Below are 17,587 nucleotides of genomic sequence, written 5' to 3'. Positions count from 1 at the left end.
TTGATGAGAGGGAAAAATAATTACGCCCTAACCTGTGATTTCACAAGCTCACGAATACGCGCTAAGGCTTCGTCAAGTTTTGAGCCTTCACGCCCTCCTCCCTGTGCTAGATTTTTGCGCCCGCCTCCTTTACCGCCGAGAATTTTGCACGCTTCCTTCACGAGATCGCCGGCATTGACTCCCATGTTCACGGATTTCTCATCGGCCATGACTACGAGCTGGCACGACTCATCACTGCTGACTGACGCGAGAATTACAGCGTTTGCTTCAGGTATTGCCCGCGCTTTGTCGCCGATATCACGCAGCATATTCGCGGGGATTTCCGGGAATCTCCCAATCTGCAGCAAGACTCCGCTGACCTCTTCACGCTCTAAGAATCTCTCTGAGTTGTCGAGAAGCTCGCGCAATTTCGCCGCCTGAATCTGTGATTTCATTGTCTTCACTTCGTCAACGAGCGCCTTTGCTTTGTCGGCGAGTCCGTCCTCGTCTGTCGATAACAGAGCGGTCATTGAGTTTCTAAGCGCAAATAATTTCTGCAGCAAGTCAAGAACATTCATTCCCGTAACCGCAAAAATTCTCCGTGTCCCTGATCCGATACTCTCCTCGCGCAGAATCTTGAAGCACCCAATATCACCCGTCCGCGAAACGTGAAGCCCCCCGCATAACTCCATCGAGAAGCCAGGAACGTCAACAACCCTCACAATGTCGCCGTATTTCTCATCAAAGAGTGCTTTAGCTCCGAGAGACTGCGCCGCGTCTTTCGTATGCTCGGAGATATTCACCTCAATGTTGGCTAAAATTTCGGCGTTCACGAGTCTTTCGGCCTCTGCAATTTCGGAGTCTGTTACTGCTGAATGATGGGTGAAATCGAACCGCAAAAATTTTTCTGTTACGAGTGAGCCTGCCTGCCTTACGTGCCGTCCCAATACACGCCCTAATGCCTCGTGCAATAAGTGAGTCGCCGTATGATTTCTGCGGATTGCGGAGCGTCTCTCATCGTCAGCAATGCTCATCACTTCATCGCCCACATGAATCTCTCCGGGAGTCTCTGCTTTTACGGTGTGGACTGTGATTTTCCCGTGCGGAATCGTGCTGAGGACTCGCAGCGTTAATCCGCTGGCCGTAATCGTGCCTGTGTCGCCGACTTCACCGCCCCTTTCAGCGTAGAAAGGAGTCGTATCAAGTACAACCTCAAATTCTCCGGGACATGTTACGGAGTCGGCTCTTCCGTCTTTTGTTACGAGGGCGATAATTTTTCCTGTGTCTGCTGATTTAGTGTAGCCAGTGAAATTTGTTGCTCCGTTCTCGTTCTCGATTTCGAGATATACGTCCCCGGCCAATGCGCTTTTCTTCTGCTTGCTTGAGGCTCTTGCGCGTTCTTTCTGCTCATTCATGGCCGACTTGAAGCCGTCATCGTCAACCGTAAATCCTAATTCCCCGGCCATTTCGCGAGTCAGCTCAGGGGGGAATCCGTATGTGTCGTACAGCGTGAAGATGACATCTCCGGGAATCTCTGTCGCTCCCTGTGATTTCAGGCGTGATGTTTCTGCGTCAAATAATTCTGTTCCCTGCTTCAGAGTCTTGTTGAATTTCTCCTCCTCAAGCGTGATTATCTGCTCGATTACCGGCCTTTGCGTGATTAATTCGCGGTAAGGGTCGCCCATAATATCAATCAGAATCGGCATGTACTCATTCAGGAAGAGTCCATCAAAGCCGAGAAGTTTACCGAATCTCACAGCCCGCCGAAGGAGTCTCCGCAGGACATATCCCGGCCCATCGTTTGAGGGTAATACCCCGTCAGCAAGCATGAAGGCAACGCTCCGAACGTGATCGGCGATGACCCTTGCGGCCATGTCATCACGAGGATTATTCCCGTAAGCTATTCCGGCGCGCTTGCAGGTATGCTCAATCATAGGCGTGAATAAATCAGTCTCGTAATCCGTATCGACTCCCTGAATCACTGACGCGAGCCGCTCAAGTCCCATCCCCGTATCAATATTCTTGTGAGGCAATAAGGGGAGTGAGCCGTCCTTCTGCCTGTCGAACTGGGTGAAGACGAGATTCCATATCTCCATGTACCTGTCGCAGTCGCAGCCGACTCCGCATGTGGGTTTACCGCAAGAATACTTTTCCCCGCGGTCGTAATAAATCTCACTGCACGGCCCGCACGGCCCTGTGTCGCCCATGAACCAGTAATTATCATCCTGCCCGAAACGGTAAATTTTGCTCTCAGGGAGAAATTTACGCCACGCATTGAAGGCTTCCTCATCGTCAAGATATATTGTTGCGTAGAGTCTCTCAGGGTCAAGCCCGACTCTTTCCGTCAGAAATTCCCACGCCCATGATATAGCCTCGTTCTTGAAGTAGCTGCCCCATGTGAAATTTCCGAGCATCTCAAAGAATGTGTGATGTCTGGCCGTCCGTCCGACATTCTCAATGTCATTCGTGCGTACACATTTCTGACAGGTTACAACACGGGGGTATTCAGGCTCCTTTATGCCGAGATAGTACGGCTTTAGGGGTACCATTCCAGCGATGGTGAAGAGTAATGACGGGTCTTCAGGGACGAGGGAAAAACTTGGGAGATGTTTCGCACCTTTCTCTTCCCAGAACTTTATGAACATCTCGCGTAATTCTGAGGCTTTGCGGTACTGCATTACGCTTTATCCTCCTTACGTGTGAGTCTGTCAATGAACGGCTGAATGAGATCGACAGGAATCGGGAAAAATGTTGTAGTGTTCCTCTCGCCGGAAATTTCGCGTATCGTCTGCAAATATCTGAGCTGTAATGTTACGGGCGATGACTCCATTTTGTGAGCGGCCTCCGAAAGTTTTTCCGCCGCCTGTAACTCTCCTTCAGCCGCGATGATTTTGGCTCTGCGTTCTCTCTCTGCCTCTGCCTGACGCGCCATAGCCCGCTTCATTCCTTCGGGTAATTCAAGCTCTTTCACTTCAACCGCGCTGACCTTGATTCCCCAGGGGTCTGTACGCTCGTCAATGATGTTCTGCAATTCCTGATTGATTTTCTCCCTCGATGATAATACCTCGTCAAGCTCAACAGCTCCCACAACTGAACGTAACGTAGTCTGCGCTAATTGGCTTGTTGCGACGATGTAATTCTCAACCTCAACGACAGATTTCGCCGGGTCAAGAACGCGGAAATACACGACAGCATTCACCTTTATTGCTACGTTGTCCTTTGTGATTACTTCCTGGACGGGGACATCAAGAGTCAGAATCCTCAAGTCAACCGTTACTGCCTTGTCGATAAATGGCACAATGAAGACGATTCCCGGCCCGCGGCTTCCTACGAGTCTTCCGAGCCTGAATAGAACAATCCGCCGATATTCGGGAATGATTTTGACTGCTGACGAGATAATCAGCAGGAGAACGAATCCCGCAACAAATATGCTTCCTATGCTTGACAGAATGCTTCCTGCGTCGCTAATGTCGATTACCATAAATTATTCTCCTTCCTTTTTGTCGATTACTACGAATGCGAGCGCGTAATCTTTCTCATGACTGATTGACACGAAAATGTTTGCTGACGGAATCGCAAGCCCTCCTGTTAGCCGTATGCTTGGCACTCCGTCCGAATGAATGAGCGCGAAATTTCCCCCGAACATTACAGACGCAAGATTTTTTCCTGACGCTTTGCAGAACGCCTCACGCGCCGCGAATCCTCCCGCGTAGCTCTCGTAACGTTTAGAGCCTTTTGACTCGCAGTACTCTATTTCCTCCGGGCTGAATATCCTGTCCCTGAAATGCCGCGACTCTAACGCCCGTTTCATTCTCCCGACATGGCAGAGATCCGCGCCGATTCCCGCTATCAATTGAACAGCCCTTTGAACCAGCCCGCTATGCCTGAGTCTTTTTCGCTGACTGGTGCTTTCATTTCGTCAGCAAGGGATTTTATCAGCTCGCGCTGTTTGTCGGTGAGCTTCTTGGGAATCTCGATGTAAATATGAACGTACAAATCCCCGACAGCTTTCGAGTTTACGCGGGGCATACCCTTTCCCTTAATTTTGAGCGTCTGCCCATGCTGAGTCCCTGAAGGAACAGTTAGGGCTTCCTCCGAGCCGTCAAGAGTCTTGATTTTTGCCTCAGTCCCTAAGACCGCCTGCGGGTAAGTCAAAATCAGCGTTGTGTGAAGGTCTGCGCCGTCCCTCTCGAAATCGGGGTGAAGCTCAACGTCCGCGACAAGATACAAATCGCCTGCCGGGCCTCCGTTCACGCCTGCCTCGCCCGCACCTGGTATTCGGATTCTCATGTTGCTTGCGATTCCTGCGGGTATCTTCACTTCAAGCGTGTGCTTCTTTCGGACATGGCCGGAGCCGCCGCACTCATCGCACTTTTCGCGGATGATTTTCCCCGTCCCATGACATTCGGGGCATGTCGTGATAGTCATGAACTGTCCGAAAAGACTCTGCTGACTCTGCCTGACCTGCCCCTGCCCATGACAGCGCGGACAAGTTTCGGGCTTAGTGCCGGGTTTTGCGCCTGAGCCGTTACAGTGCTGGCATGTCTCGTACTTCATGACGTTAATATCCCGTGTTACTCCCTTCATTGCCTCAAGCAGCGTAACATGAACAACCTGCTCGATGTCATCGCCCTGCATGGGAGAGTTTGCCGAATGCCTCCGCGAGCCTCCGAAACCGCCGAATCCCCCGCCGAATGCCTGCGCGAACAAGTCCCCGAACAAGTCGCCCAAGTCAGCACCTCCCATGCCGCCGAAAGGATTCGAGTTAGGGCCGGTTGTGCCGAATTGATCATACTTTGCGCGTTTCTCCGGGTCATTCAGGACGGAGTAAGCCGCGTTAATCTTCTTGAAATTCTCTTCAGCTTCCTTGTCGCCGGGATGTGAGTCGGGGTGATACTGATGGACTAATTTCCTGTAAGCCTTCTTGATGTCCGCCTGTGTTGCGTCTTTCGGGACTTCAAGAATCTCGTATAAATCCTCCAAACGTTAATAGCCTCCCTAAAGAAATACCCCCCGCATTAACGCACGAGGGGCAGTAATATTCCTTGTGCCTAGCGCGAACGCCTTCCGCCGCGTGATTCGAGTCTGCGCTTTAACTCCTGCGCCGGACGGTAATCCGGGTTAATCTCAAGCGCACGGTTTGCCCACTCTAATGCCTCGTCGCGCCTGTTGCGGAGTCTCTCAGCAGCAAGCCCTGCCCAGTATGCCGCGAGGTAATTTGCTGTCGGTTCTGCCTCAAACGCCGCCGTGTAGCTCTCAAGTGCCTGCGTGATTCTGTTGGAGCTGTAACGGCTGTATGCTTCTCTCTGCATTGCGATTAACTCCCGGCGTTTCTGTGCGGGAATCTTGTACGTGAGAATCATTGCCGCCTCCGTTGAGCTGTTCGGGTCAAACGCAGGAAGCTCACGGATTAACGTCTCAAGCTCCTGAAGGTCTGCGGCTTTTTTGGCCGACTCTGCCTCGCGTTTCATGAGTGCTGAATCCCTCTGCCCTAATGACGCTGTAGCCTCAGTAAGTTTCTTGTTGTTGGCTTCAAGTTCTGACTCTCTTGCGTTGAGGTCTGACTCTTTTTTCGTGAGTTCGGATTCGTGTGCGTTGATTTTCTCTGTTGACTCGGCTAATTTCTTTTCGCTTTCCGTTACGGCTGACTCTCTTCCTGCTACGGCCTCTTCACGCGCCTTTAGTGCCTCGTCTCTTGCGTTAAGGTCTGACTCTAATGCGCTGAGTCTTGCCCCTGTTGCTTCTCTTGCGGTCAAATCTGCCTCGCGTTTCACTAAATCTGCCTCGCGTGCTGTGAGTTTGTCGGCCTCTTCTTTTGCTGAAATTTTCGCGTTGAGTTCGGCTTCACGTTCCGCAAGTGCTGACTCACGTTTGGCGATGTCTGCCTCGCGCCCTGCAAGAGCCGATGATGCCTCCGTAAATTTCTGGCTCTCCTGCGCGAATGTCATCTCACGGCGGGCTAATTCTGCCTCACGCGCTTTGAGGTCTAATTCGCGCTTTGCCATCTGATTCTCGCGTCCCAAAAGAGATGTGCTTATCCCGGAAATTCTGCGGGCCTCGGCGTTCGTGCGCCTTGCGGTCTCGGCTGAGGCTTTCTCCTGCTGAACGAGTTTTGACTCACGGGCGGCCAAGTCGCTGGCTAATGCTTCAAGCTCGGCGGCCTTCTGATTCACGGCGTTCTCTCTGAGAGTCATCTCATCGGGCTGAGAGTCCTGCGATAATTCGGCGGGTTCTGCGGAAACTGTCTCGGCTTCATCCGCCCATGCTGAAGGCGCAAGCAACATCACCAGCAGCATAAACAGAGCTGTCTTCCTGAACATATTAATATCCTCCCTGTGAATGGATTTTTACGGCGATAATTCTATAATAACCGCAAATTTTTCACAAACAGCCCGCATTTTTCAGTGTATAATAATTTCACCGCAGGAAATTTTTTCACAAATGAAAGGGGACATCATTACATGTTCAAGCCGAAGGGTATCGTCATACCTGTTGTTACTCCTATTGATGACAGCGGGAAATTCAAAGAGGACGAGTACAAAAAGCTGCTTCAGTATTTCATCGACAACGGGATTCACGGGGTCTTTCCTTTCGGGACATCGGGAGAGTTCTACGCATTTGACAACGGATTTTACCGCCATGTTCTTGAAGTAACCTGTGAATATGCCCGCGGGAAGATGGACATTTACGCCGGAGCGAATCACATCACCCCGCAGGGAGCTATAGAGCTGGCGAAAATCGCGGAGGAGTGCAAAGTTGACGCACTGAGCGTGCTGACTCCTATGTTCGTGAGTCAGACGCAGGCGGAGCTTGAGATCTATTACAGGAAGATAGCCGACGCTACAAGCCTGCCGATAGTCATCTACAACAACAAGCCGAAAACGAATGTCGGAGTCGACCCCGTTACGATACAGAAGCTCGCGAAGGTCAAGAACATCATAGCCGTGAAAGACTCAACGGGCGACATGACGAACAGCGAGGAATATATCAGGCTCACCCGCGACAATCCGGAGTTCTGCGTTCTGATGGGACGGGACACGCTGATATATGCGGCGTTGTGGTACGGTTCGGCCGGGGCGATAACGTCATGCGGGAACATTGCGCCGAGAATCGCTGTCGATATTTACGAGAACTTCAAGGCCGGGAAATATGACGCGGCATTAGAGGCACAGTTCAAGCTGAGTGAATTACGGATTGCCACGAACATGGGCAGCTTCCCGGTTGTCATCAAAGAGGCTCTGAACATGATCGGCTACAATGTCGGGAAATGCGCCGAACCGATTCAGCCCCTTACGCCTGAACAGCACGCAAAACTTGAAGCCGTGATGAAGAATATCGGATTGCTGAAGTAATGACATACTTAGCTAGAATTTCTGAAACCTGGCAGATAACGATGCCATTTGATGTACGGAAAATTCTCGGTCTTCGCTCAGGTGATAAGATTGCTTTTGCACAGAACGAGAACGGAGAAATAGTGCTCTGCAATGCTTCAGCGGGTGCGCTCGCAAAGGCTCAGAAGGCTTTTGAGGGAGCAGCGGAAATGCTTGGCGTGAAAGATGAGTTGATGTGCAGGCTCTTGTTAATGAAGTGCGTTACGGCATATGAGAGTGCTTATTGACACCCGCTGTTTATAGCGCGGGAGAAATCATCAGGTACGCAAAAGCCCATACTAAACGCCGCAATATTGTATGAAGTTGATATTATCCTGACAGGTGATAAAGATTTTCTCAGCCTAAATATGGAACATCCGAAATGTATAACCGCGTCTGAATTTCTTACAGCATATTAACGAAACAAAAGCGATAATTGAGTCCCCCTTGTGATGTTCAGGGGGGATTTTGTTATTCACCGCTCAGAATTTCACCCTCAATAATTTTCATGGCCTCACGCTCAAGGTTATACGCCTGAAATCTTTTGTCGTTCGCACAAAGCGCAAGGGAGTTTATACGGCTCTGAGTCTCTTTGTCCCTCAGTAACGGGAACGGCACGGAAGCTACATGCTCATCATTAATTTCATCGATAACAGCCCCATATCTATACCGCCTCAATAATTCGCGCCCGCATTCTGACGCAAGAAATACATACGCATACCCGGTAATATCATCTGACGCGGGCAATACCCGTATAATGTGCTGGCTTGCTGTCCATCCGTCCCAGTGTTTTGGCACAAGATTCACATCCCCTATAGTCCCGCTGCATGTGATTAGTATCATGTTCGTGTGTATTGTGAGTTCTCTGCGTATTCTGTCCTCATGCTGTGAGAAGGCAAGATATTTTTTGTCCGACGGGTCAAGCTCGCCTAACTGTTTTCCGCCGATGAACACAGCCCCGTAACCCTCGCTGACATAAACGCGCTTGAATCTTCCCGGCAAAAGTATATCCCTGCTGACTCTCTCATCTCCGAGTGCTAGGACTTCCCCGGCGTTGTCCTCAAGGTGCCTCACTATTTCCCTGAATAACGGCGAATGATACGAGGCCTCGAATCTTCCTGAGCTGAGAAAATCATTGCTGCTCACCTCGAACGTGAGAATGTCATCGTGATTCATCATGCTGTCAATCGGAGGGAGTCCAAGCTCGCGGACAAGAATCGATTCGGCCTCATCAAGCATAATGTTGGACTCGTCTCTGAGCGCGTAAGACTGAGTTATGAGCGTGTGAATCTTGCGGCGGATTTCTGCGGGCGCGTCAGGTATGGGAATGTCGTTAAGGTGTTCGGGCGTTATGTGCTGAATGACTGCTCCATATGCCAATGACTGTAGGATTTTCTGACATGGTCGGCTTCTGAGATACGCATAAACATAGCCGGAGTCCTCAGCGTTATTGCAGTCGATTCTTATCATGTCCGAGCTGAGATATTTGCCGCTGAGAGTGTCAGAAACATATACAGCTTTTCCGATTGTGCCTGAACATGTCAATAACACCTGCCCTTTGTGAATCTTCAGAGCCTCAATATCTGAAACATTGCGCGAGTATAAATAGCCGTCAAGTTTTGGCTTGATGTCAGTAACGCTTGAAGGCTGGTAAAACGGGTATGGTGATTTTACCTTGATGACTCTGACTGCACGCCCAAGAGTATACGACCTTGCAAGCTCCGAGAATTTCATTGCCGGAAATTTCCCGCTCTCTATATCCCTTGCCGCATTCCTCGCATCATCGTTGAAGATATTAGCCTCAAGCCGCAGATTTTCCCCCGCTAATATCTCATCGAGGCCAACAGCACAGCACTTTATACCCTCACGCCCGGAGAAAGAATTTTTTTTTTGCCACTCCCTGAAAATCTCAGCAAGAATTTCTGTCTGGTCGTCAGGGATTCTTTCGGGTTTCCCGCCAATGTCGCGCAAAACAATTTCGCTTCCGTCCTTGTCGCGTTTGTAGAGGGGATTCCCGCGCCTGTCATGCCCTACTCTGTCAATGCAGGCCATGAAGATTTTGTACGATGCTATATGATGATTCATTGCCTCGCTGTCTTTCTGCCTCTGCGTTTTCTTCTGAAGGATTAATATAGAAGTCTGCGTGCCGTTATGAGGCTGGAAAGTGTCAGGTGTCAAATCAATGCTTGCGATAACAGTATGGTTGACGAGAATCCATTGGCGGATGTAACCGAGACTCGGAGAACCGAGAATCGAATCGGGCAATATGATTCCCATTCTCCCGCCTTCTTTGAGGAACTGAGTACATCTTTCGACAAAAAGAATCTCAGGAGGCACTGACGATTGAAGATTGTCGGTCATGATCCACTGCCCTGAAATTTTGTCGTGCTTCCATGAATGAGCGAGTTCAAACTGTTCGAGGATATATTCATCTTTTACGGGTATTTTGCTGCCGAACGGCGGATTTGTAACAATGACATCAAAAAGATTAATCGTCCTGTAATTTGTGATTGAGCTGCTCTGAATGCCGAGAGCGTTTGCGAGTCTTGACCTGAAATCTTCCGGCCACATCTGCGGAGGAAGTAGCGAATTTACCTGAAGGATATTGCCGCTTCCATCATTGTTCATGACCATGTTCATTTTCGTAGCTTTCACCAAGTCCGGGTTAAGGTCGAAGCCGAAATACTGAGCCGATATGATTTCGTTCTTGCGTTTGTTGAAGTCCGCCTGAATATTAGCGTCCCAATTCGCAAACGGAATCCCAAAAGCCTCTTCATATTCGCGGCGCAAGCTGTCCATTGTGTGAGTCATGGCCGTAACGAGGAATCCGCCTGTACCGCATGAGCTGTCTAAAACTTTCTCATTGAGGCCGGGGTTAATCATTTCGACGGTCATCTTCATGATGTTTCGTGGGGTGAAAAATTCTCCTCTGTCGCCCCTGAGATTTGCGCCTACAATTTCCTCGTATGCTTTGCCCTTTATGTCAATGTTCGTATTAAGGAGGCTGTAGCTTTGGAGTTCGCTGACGATATAAGCGAGGCTTCTGGGAGAGAGCGCAATCAAATCTTTCTCGTCAAAAATTCTGCCGTAACGTTTCTTCACTTCGCTGAAAATTTGAGAGATACGGTTCTTCACGGCTAACTGTCCGTCCGGGTTAGAGCGTTCCTGCGATGTCGCGTAAAATTTGAGGGCTTTCAGGTTGTTGTGCTCATCATGAATCTTGCAGAAAATTATCTTGAGGAACTCAAAGAATGCCGGCTGCTTTTGGAGTCCGTCATTAGCGTAAATATAATTGTGGCAAGTCCTGAAAACGAACAATAAATTATCCGATGACGCGTTGCGGAGAGTCGATAATTTTGGCCTGTCAATTTCCTCAATGCTTCCGTTTGCTGACGGAATATCGTTGTATTCAATCAGCTCAAATTTTCCTGAAGGGAGCTTTTGTTTTCTGTATACGACTCTGAAGATGCTATTTGTCCACATTCCCCACTCGCAGTTAGGGCAGATGTGCATGTAGGATTTAAGCTGATCAATTCCGTCTTTTGAGCTTTCGGGAGGGATTGAGTCTTTCTTGCACTCGATGATGATTCGTATAGTTTCCTGTGATTTTTCCTGAGCGTTATAATCCCAGATGACAATATCAGCACGCGGCCTTGAAGTTCCGAGCCTGAGAGCGTACTCAATCTGAACTTGTGCGCTTCTGTATTTGAGTTCGTCAATCAAACGTTTCTCGATTGTCTGACGCACGTATTCTTCCGGCGTGTCATTTCGGAATTTCCCGTCAATGTAATCCTGTATTTTTCCTTCCGGCAGTGCAATGTTCATAAAAAACACCCCGCAGTCATTTAACTACGGAGCATTTTACATTACAGTTTTATTTTTGCACAAAGACTAACCGCCTAAATACGCCTTCCTGACTTCCTCCGACGCTAAAAGCTCCTGCCCTGTCCCTGTCGTAACAATTCTCCCGGTCTCCATGACGTAGCCCCGGCTCGCAATGCTCAGAGCCATTTGCGCGTTCTGCTCAACGAGAAGTATTGTCGCGCCCGTCCTGTGAAGGTCGGCGATAATCTCGAAAATCTGCTCAACAAGAATCGGCGCGAGTCCCATTGACGGCTCATCAAGCATCAACAATTTCGGACGGCTCATCAACGCACGGCCCATCGCTAACATCTGCTGTTCTCCCCCGGATAAAGTCCCGGCTGTCTGAGTCATTCTCTCCTTCAGGCGCGGGAAAAGCCCGTAAACTTTCTCCAAGTCCCAGGAAATGTCGCCGTTCTGCGTGAATGCTCCCATCTCTAAATTCTCCTGCACCGTCATTTGCGCGAACACTCTGCGGCCTTCAGGCACCTGCGCGAGGCCACGCTCTACGATTTTGTGAGGCTGAATTTTCGCCAGAGACTCACCGAGAAATGACACGCTCCCCGTTGCAGGGTGCAATAATCCTGAAATTGTGTTGAGGGTTGTTGACTTCCCCGCACCGTTCGCACCGATTAGGGTTACTATTTCGCCCTCGTAAACCTCAAATGATATTCCCTTTATCGCGTGAATGCTCCCGTAATAGACATTGATATTCTCTACCTTCAATACTGGGTCTGACATCGTTACGCCTCCTTCCGCCTGCCTAAATACGCCTCAATTACAGCGGGGTTTCTCTGAATCTCATCGGGAGTCCCTTTCGCGATTACATGGCCGAAATTGAGGACGCATATTCCCTCGCAAATGTTCATTACCAGACTCATATCATGCTCAATCAGTACGATTGCAATCTGGAACATCTCATGAACCTTGCGTATATTGTCCATCAAGTCGGCAGTCTCAGAAGGATTCATACCTGCGGCAGGCTCATCAAGAAGCAACAGTGAAGGATTCGTGGCAAGTGCCCGGACAATCTCAAGCCGTCTCTGCGCACCGTAGGGAAGTGAACCCGCAGGAGCATCGGCCATGTGCTGCATGTCGAAAATTGAGAGGAGCTTCAATGCCCGCCTGTGTGCGGCTACTTCCTCGCGCCTGTAATCCGGAAGTCTCAATATCGCGCTCAACATGCTGTAGTGCATTTCGTTGTTCATGGCTGTCTTCACGTTGTCGATAACACTTAGGTTGCGGAAGAGCCGTATATTCTGAAACGTGCGGGCGATTCCGGCTTTGTTGACCTGCTGCGTGTCCATGCCGTGAGTGTCCTGGCCGTTGAGCAAAATTGTTCCTGTCGTGGGCTGATATACTTTCGTCAGCAAATTGAACACTGTAGTTTTTCCCGCGCCGTTCGGGCCGATTAAGCCGACAATTTCCGTGCGTCCTACAGTAAGGTTGAAATCCTCAACAGCCTTAATGCCTCCGAGAGTGATACCGAGCTTGACGCATTCGAGAACGGGCGAGCGCCCTGCGTCCCTCTCAGGAAGGATTGTTGTTGACGGGACTGGTACATATTTCGTTTTTGCCTTCATGGCTTACTCCTCCTCCTTTCGCCTGAAAGGGTTTAGCCGCGACAGAAATTCTTTTATCTCAGCGTTATTCGTGGCCAGCATCATCACGATTAAGACAATGGCATACAGAAGCATTCTGTACTCAGAGAAACTCCGCAATTTTTCCGGCAATATAGTTAGCACCGCCGCCGCAATAATTCCGCCTAACATATTTCCCTGCCCGCCGAGAACGACAAAGACAAGTATCAATATTGACGTGTTGAAGTCAAACTTATTCGCGACAATCGTAGAATAGTTCATTGCGAACAATGCCCCAGCCGCCCCTGCTAGAGCCGCAGACATCACGAAAGCCATCATCTTGTACTTTGTTATGTCAAGCCCGATACTTTCAGCCGCGATTCTGTCATCACGTATTGCCATGAACGCCCGCCCCGAACGAGAGTTTACGAGGTTGAAGACGATCATCAACGCGATTATGAGGAGGATTGCGCCCGCCGGGAATGTCGCGATTTTCTGAATGCCGCTGATTCCCATAGGCCCGCGGATTATGAGCTTGCCTCCGGGTAAAAGCCTCGTTGTGTCTGACAACATGCTAATCTGAATCCCCTGCGAGTCTATTCCCATGTAAAAATTGTTGAGAATGCTCTTGATGATCTCACCGAATGCCAGCGTAACAATGGCGAGATAGTCCCCCTTCAGCCGCAAAACAGGAATCCCGATGACGAATCCCGCGAACGCCGCGAAAATTGCCGCGACAATCATAGCGATTGCGAGCCTGACCGGGGCGAACGGTATAACCCCCTGCAATAATATAGCCGTTGCGACACCCGAAAATGCCCCGACCGACATAAATCCCGCGTGGCCTAGCGACAATTCGCCGAGGATTCCGACAACGAGATTCAGCGACACGGCCATTACCATATACGCGCAAATTGGCACTAACATTCCGCGCATTGACGAGCTGAGAAATTTTGTACTGCTCATCACCTGACAGACTATATACGCGACTATGACAACGGCATATGTCAAGTAAATTTTCCGGGCCTCGGCGCGCTTTAAGTTTATGAGTCTCCGCATTGTCATTGATTTACACCTTCTCCTGCGTCATTTTTCCGAGCAAGCCTGCGGGTTTCACGAGAAGCACTACAATCAATACCCCGAACACTACCGCGTCTGATAACTGGCTCGAAATATAAGCCTTTGCGAAAATCTCAATCACTCCGAGCATAAGCCCTCCCAAAAATGCGCCGGGTATAGACCCTATTCCCCCGAACACCGCCGCCGTGAATGCCTTGATTCCCGGAAGCGATCCCGTTGTCGGCATGAGTGTGGGATATGCTGAACACAACAGCGCGCCCGCAACCGCCGCAAGCCCCGAACCTATTGCGAACGTCATCGAGATTGTAGCGTTTACGTTTATTCCCATGAGCTGGGCGGCTCCCTTGTCTTCTGAACATGCTCGCATAGCCTTGCCCATTTTCGTTTTGCTGATAAAGAGCGATAATACGGCCATGATTACGAGACATACAATTATCGTTAATGCGGTGATATGTGATATGGATAATTCGCCGTCAAAGAGCTTGAATGACCCCCTGCCTACTATTGACGGGAATACTTTGGGATTTGACGACCACAATAAAAGCGCGGTGTTCTGCAAAAAGTAGCTCATGCCGATTGCCGTAATCAATACTGCTAGGGACGGTGCCTGCCTCAATGGCTTATAGGCGAGACGCTCGACAATCATTCCCAGTAATGTGCAGACTGCCATAGCAATTACGACACCGAGAAAGGGATTCAGCTCATACCGCGCCACAGCATAGAAGCAGACATACGCGCCGACCATAATCACATCGCCGTGCGCGAAATTCAGCATTTTCGCTATGCCGTAAACCATCGTATAGCCGAGGGCAATAATCGCGTAAATACTGCCGAGACTTATACCGCTTATGAAAAAGTTTAGGAATGTCATTAATATCTCCTTATACGAAAAGAGCAGCCGGAAATTTTTACTTGTGGCCGATATTCCCGACTGCCCCGCAAAATTTCAGGTATTAATCTGTGTGATTGAGATTGTGATTAGTCAAGACCGACATACGCGCCGTTCTTTATGACCATGCCTTTGGGATCTTTTGTTACTTCGCCGTTCTTCGCCCACCTGACATTTTCGCCTGTAACGCCGTTGAATGTCATTGTCGTGAACTGCTCAATCATTTTCCCGCAAAGGTCTTCCGCGCTCATATCGGGAGTCGCTTTTGCCTGAGTCAGTGCCTGGCAGTAAGCATATATGCAGTCATAGCCGTCTGCCGCAAACTGATTCGGAATCTCGCCGAATTTCTCCTGATACTTCTTGACGAACTTCTGAGTCTTCTCGTCTTTTGCGTCTGCGTTGAACGGTGTCAATAACATAACGCCTTCCGCTAATGACTTGTCGAATCCTTCCATCGTCAAAATACCGTCCATTCCGTCAATGCCGAACCATTTGGGAGCGTATCCCATTGCCTGAGCCTGTGCGAGAATGAGCGAGGCGGGCTGATAGTACATCGGGAGGAATACGAGTTCCGCGCCCTTGTTCTTTGCGTCCGTGAGCTGAACGGAAAAATCGGTGTCGTTGCCGTCCGCGAATGCTGTCTCACTTACGATTTCGAGTCCGTACTTGCTGGCGTTCTCGACAAACGTATCACGGACTCCCTTTGAGTAGACATCATCATTCTTCCAGATTACCGCGACTTTCTTGGCTAATTTCTTGTCGCCGATATACTGCGCTGAGGCTGTGCCCTGGTTCGGGTCAACAAAGCACATCTGAAAAACGTTGTCTTTTCCCTCTGTTACTGCCGCTGATGACGCTGACGGGGTGAGGGCAAAAATCCTGTCCGCAAAATTCTCCGCCGCTGTGGCTTCAGCCGGCTTTGACGTTACGGAACCCAGCGAGATCTGCATTCCCCAGTCTTTGAGGGCGTTGTAGGCGTTGACGGCTTTCTCTGCGTCGTGGGTGTCGTCCTCGTAGCGCAAATCGAACTGAATATCACCCTTCATTGCGTTGATTTCTTCCGCCGCTATCTGTGCGCCTCTCATGGCCGCAGTGCCGTAAATCGCAGCTCCTCCCGTGAGGGGGGCTGTTCCGCCAATCTTGAAGGCTGCCCCGAAAGCACTTGCTGACATTGCCAGGACGAGCAGAGCGGATACAAATATTTTCTTCATCGCGTGAATCTCTCCTTGTGTGAATTTATGCTTAACCTGAGAATTTCTTTCACGGCCATGTGAGACTCTCAGGGTTAAAGCCGTAAGAATACAAAAAAACGGCCTGAATTGAGTTCAGCCGCTTTCGTTAATCGCAATATTGGCGCGCCAGGCAGGATTCGAACCCACGACCTAAGGCTCCGTAGGCCTTCGCTCTATCCAGCTGAGCTACTGGCGCAATGGCGGTGGGTGTGAGATTCGAACTCACGATACGGTGTCTTAACCGTATACTCACTTAGCAGGCGAGCGCCTTCGACCTACTCGGCCAACCCACCATTTACGCAAAACAGGGGATATATTACCCCGCCGATAAATTCTTGTCAAACATTAATTTTGTCCCGGCTGAGAATCCGAGGGGCTGTCCGTCAAATATGCCGCTCGTAAATTTTTTTCATGGCCGAAAGGAAGCCGAATTTTTCCGCAAGCATTTCCGCAAGCCTCATAGCATAACCGACAGCGTAATCAATAATGCCTATCTGCCCCCGCTGTCTAAGCTCCCTCACAATCTCGGCCATGTCCGCCTGCCGCCTTTCACACACCGCCGCCCAGATGTAACGCCGTTTGCGCTTCCTGAACTTTTCCACGTCAAAAACCGCGCTGTAGTCATCAAGTTTGCCCAGCAAATCAAGCTCAAGCATTGTACGTATACATTTCCCGCATACAGAGCAGTTGCCGCCGTTCTTGCTGTCGTTGCAGACATTGAGATGCTTGCGCGTGATTTCGTGCCGGGTGAGATATTCGAGCTTGCCCAGCCTCGTAACCTCACCGCCAACAAGCTCAAAGCGGGCATTCTGATTTGACAGAAGCGGGAGCGTGAAAATGTCATAATCCGCTGTGTCATGATCGTTTATGTGAAACTTTGAGTATTGATAGCCTGATGAGAAATAGTAGAGTGAGAAAAGTTTCTGCACTGCCAGAGGAACAGAAAGAGTCCGCAATGAGTGAGTCCTAAGATGGCTCTGATTAAGAAAGCCGCTGACGTTGGAGTCGCAGGTGAAGAACTCGCAGCCCAGCTCTTTGGCGACAGGCTCAAACGCTTTCACGCTCTCAAGATACACGCTTTGTGCAAATTCTTTCCTCTTCTGAAAGGCACCGACATTGAAGCAGCAAAGGTGCGTAATCTTGAGCCTGCTTCCCTTGGGATGACACAAATTTTTCAGTATCGTGTAGAATGAGTCAACCCCGCACGAAAGCCCCGCCCCGACTGCCTGCGGGTGAAACTCAATATCCGATGTCGGGCAGGTTATGCTGATTTTCTTGTAGCGCGGAACATTCTGCGACAGTGCCGGAATGAAGTACTCCGTAAGCTGATGATATATCCGCTCCGAGACATTCCCGGCACACTCAATGTCATAATCATGCTCCATAGCGTAAAGCAGGACGCACACGAGGCACGAGTCTGACACTTCATCGGTGAGATACTGCGCGTATTTCTCTGAGACCTCATACCAGACGGGGCATGGTCCCTTTTCGGGGTCGTGAATGTCAAACGTCAGCCGGGCTTTTCCGTCTAAAGCCTCTATGCGGGGAGCGTCAATGCGTAGAATACGCCTGAGTCCTGAGTCCTGAGTCCTGAGT

At 50.0% G+C, this 17,587-nt stretch carries 14 protein-coding genes and 2 tRNA genes; 2 read left to right on the top strand and 14 right to left on the bottom strand.

What is annotated here, in order from left to right:
- Positions 1 to 20: 20 nt before the first annotated feature.
- The 5 genes from alaS to IKQ95_08175 form a co-directional block, all read right to left on the bottom strand.
- On the bottom strand, positions 21 to 2,657 hold the full coding sequence (gene alaS / locus IKQ95_08195) for an alanine--tRNA ligase (GenBank protein MBR4196673.1): 2,637 nt from the start codon (positions 2,655 to 2,657) through the stop codon (positions 21 to 23).
- Positions 2,657 to 3,460, bottom strand: coding sequence for a slipin family protein (locus IKQ95_08190; protein MBR4196672.1), 804 nt, complete (start codon positions 3,458 to 3,460; stop codon positions 2,657 to 2,659). The genes alaS and IKQ95_08190 overlap by 1 nt, the downstream gene beginning before the upstream one ends.
- A 3-nt stretch (positions 3,461 to 3,463) precedes the next feature.
- Positions 3,464 to 3,832, bottom strand: a complete 369-nt coding sequence (locus IKQ95_08185; protein ID MBR4196671.1) for a holo-ACP synthase — start codon at positions 3,830 to 3,832, stop codon at positions 3,464 to 3,466.
- A complete protein-coding gene (dnaJ, locus tag IKQ95_08180; GenBank protein ID MBR4196670.1) occupies positions 3,829 to 4,962 on the bottom strand; it encodes a molecular chaperone DnaJ in 1,134 nt (377 codons plus the stop codon). The genes IKQ95_08185 and dnaJ overlap by 4 nt, the downstream gene beginning before the upstream one ends.
- A gap of 68 nt (positions 4,963 to 5,030) precedes the next feature.
- Positions 5,031 to 6,299 carry a hypothetical protein gene (locus IKQ95_08175; protein ID MBR4196669.1) on the bottom strand — a complete coding sequence of 423 codons (1,269 nt, stop codon included), beginning with the start codon at positions 6,297 to 6,299 and terminating at the stop codon, positions 5,031 to 5,033.
- 141 nt (positions 6,300 to 6,440) lie between these two features.
- On the opposite strand from IKQ95_08175, the gene IKQ95_08170 reads away from it, so the two are divergent.
- A complete protein-coding gene (locus IKQ95_08170) occupies positions 6,441 to 7,331 on the top strand; it encodes a dihydrodipicolinate synthase family protein (protein ID MBR4196668.1) in 891 nt (296 codons plus the stop codon).
- Positions 7,331 to 7,597 (top strand): AbrB/MazE/SpoVT family DNA-binding domain-containing protein, encoded by a 267-nt coding sequence (locus tag IKQ95_08165; protein MBR4196667.1) that lies wholly within the window; start codon positions 7,331 to 7,333, stop codon positions 7,595 to 7,597. The genes IKQ95_08170 and IKQ95_08165 overlap by 1 nt, the downstream gene beginning before the upstream one ends.
- A 223-nt stretch (positions 7,598 to 7,820) precedes the next feature.
- Here the strand turns inward: IKQ95_08165 and IKQ95_08160 are convergent, their stop codons facing one another.
- From IKQ95_08160 to IKQ95_08120, 9 genes are all read right to left on the bottom strand, one after another.
- On the bottom strand, positions 7,821 to 11,174 hold the full coding sequence (locus tag IKQ95_08160; GenBank protein MBR4196666.1) for an N-6 DNA methylase: 3,354 nt from the start codon (positions 11,172 to 11,174) through the stop codon (positions 7,821 to 7,823).
- A 66-nt stretch (positions 11,175 to 11,240) separates the two neighbouring features.
- Positions 11,241 to 11,951: an ABC transporter ATP-binding protein gene (locus tag IKQ95_08155; GenBank protein MBR4196665.1), complete on the bottom strand. Its 711-nt coding sequence runs from the start codon at positions 11,949 to 11,951 to the stop codon at positions 11,241 to 11,243.
- 2 nt (positions 11,952 to 11,953) lie between these two features.
- Entirely contained in the window at positions 11,954 to 12,793 is an 840-nt protein-coding gene (locus tag IKQ95_08150; protein MBR4196664.1) for an ABC transporter ATP-binding protein, read from the bottom strand.
- A gap of 3 nt (positions 12,794 to 12,796) precedes the next feature.
- Positions 12,797 to 13,855: a branched-chain amino acid ABC transporter permease gene (locus IKQ95_08145; GenBank protein ID MBR4196663.1), complete on the bottom strand. Its 1,059-nt coding sequence runs from the start codon at positions 13,853 to 13,855 to the stop codon at positions 12,797 to 12,799.
- A gap of 4 nt (positions 13,856 to 13,859) precedes the next feature.
- Complete coding sequence (locus tag IKQ95_08140) at positions 13,860 to 14,741, bottom strand: branched-chain amino acid ABC transporter permease (GenBank protein MBR4196662.1); 882 nt, start codon at positions 14,739 to 14,741, stop codon at positions 13,860 to 13,862.
- Positions 14,742 to 14,848: 107 nt separating this feature from the next.
- Positions 14,849 to 15,970: an ABC transporter substrate-binding protein gene (locus tag IKQ95_08135; GenBank protein MBR4196661.1), complete on the bottom strand. Its 1,122-nt coding sequence runs from the start codon at positions 15,968 to 15,970 to the stop codon at positions 14,849 to 14,851.
- Positions 15,971 to 16,110: 140 nt separating this feature from the next.
- Positions 16,111 to 16,187, bottom strand: a tRNA-Arg gene (locus tag IKQ95_08130).
- A gap of 2 nt (positions 16,188 to 16,189) precedes the next feature.
- Positions 16,190 to 16,284: transfer RNA gene (locus tag IKQ95_08125), tRNA-Ser, on the bottom strand.
- Positions 16,285 to 16,374: 90 nt separating this feature from the next.
- A partial coding sequence (locus IKQ95_08120) for a hypothetical protein (GenBank protein ID MBR4196660.1) occupies positions 16,375 to 17,587 on the bottom strand: 1,213 nt, incomplete at its 5' end.

The sequence above is a fragment of the Synergistaceae bacterium genome (assembly GCA_017540085.1).
In the GTDB taxonomy this organism is placed as follows: Bacteria; Synergistota; Synergistia; order Synergistales; family Aminobacteriaceae; genus JAFUXM01.
Note: the sequence above shows the minus strand (reverse complement) of the source record. Positions and strands in the feature narration are given on the sequence as shown.

Excerpts from the sequence above, each read along its gene's own strand:
- IKQ95_08145 (MBR4196663.1), bottom strand. The coding sequence starts at position 13,855 with ATGACAATGCGGAGACTCATAAACTTAAAGCGCGCCGAGGCCCGGAAA.
- IKQ95_08165 (MBR4196667.1), top strand. The coding sequence starts at position 7,331 with ATGACATACTTAGCTAGAATTTCTGAAACCTGGCAGATAACGATGCCA.
- IKQ95_08150 (MBR4196664.1), bottom strand. The coding sequence starts at position 12,793 with ATGAAGGCAAAAACGAAATATGTACCAGTCCCGTCAACAACAATCCTT.
- IKQ95_08190 (MBR4196672.1), bottom strand. The coding sequence starts at position 3,460 with ATGGTAATCGACATTAGCGACGCAGGAAGCATTCTGTCAAGCATAGGA.
- IKQ95_08155 (MBR4196665.1), bottom strand. The coding sequence starts at position 11,951 with ATGTCAGACCCAGTATTGAAGGTAGAGAATATCAATGTCTATTACGGG.
- IKQ95_08175 (MBR4196669.1), bottom strand. The coding sequence starts at position 6,299 with ATGTTCAGGAAGACAGCTCTGTTTATGCTGCTGGTGATGTTGCTTGCG.
- IKQ95_08170 (MBR4196668.1), top strand. The coding sequence starts at position 6,441 with ATGTTCAAGCCGAAGGGTATCGTCATACCTGTTGTTACTCCTATTGAT.
- IKQ95_08140 (MBR4196662.1), bottom strand. The coding sequence starts at position 14,741 with ATGACATTCCTAAACTTTTTCATAAGCGGTATAAGTCTCGGCAGTATT.
- IKQ95_08160 (MBR4196666.1), bottom strand. The coding sequence starts at position 11,174 with ATGAACATTGCACTGCCGGAAGGAAAAATACAGGATTACATTGACGGG.
- alaS (MBR4196673.1), bottom strand. The coding sequence starts at position 2,657 with ATGCAGTACCGCAAAGCCTCAGAATTACGCGAGATGTTCATAAAGTTC.
- IKQ95_08135 (MBR4196661.1), bottom strand. The coding sequence starts at position 15,970 with ATGAAGAAAATATTTGTATCCGCTCTGCTCGTCCTGGCAATGTCAGCA.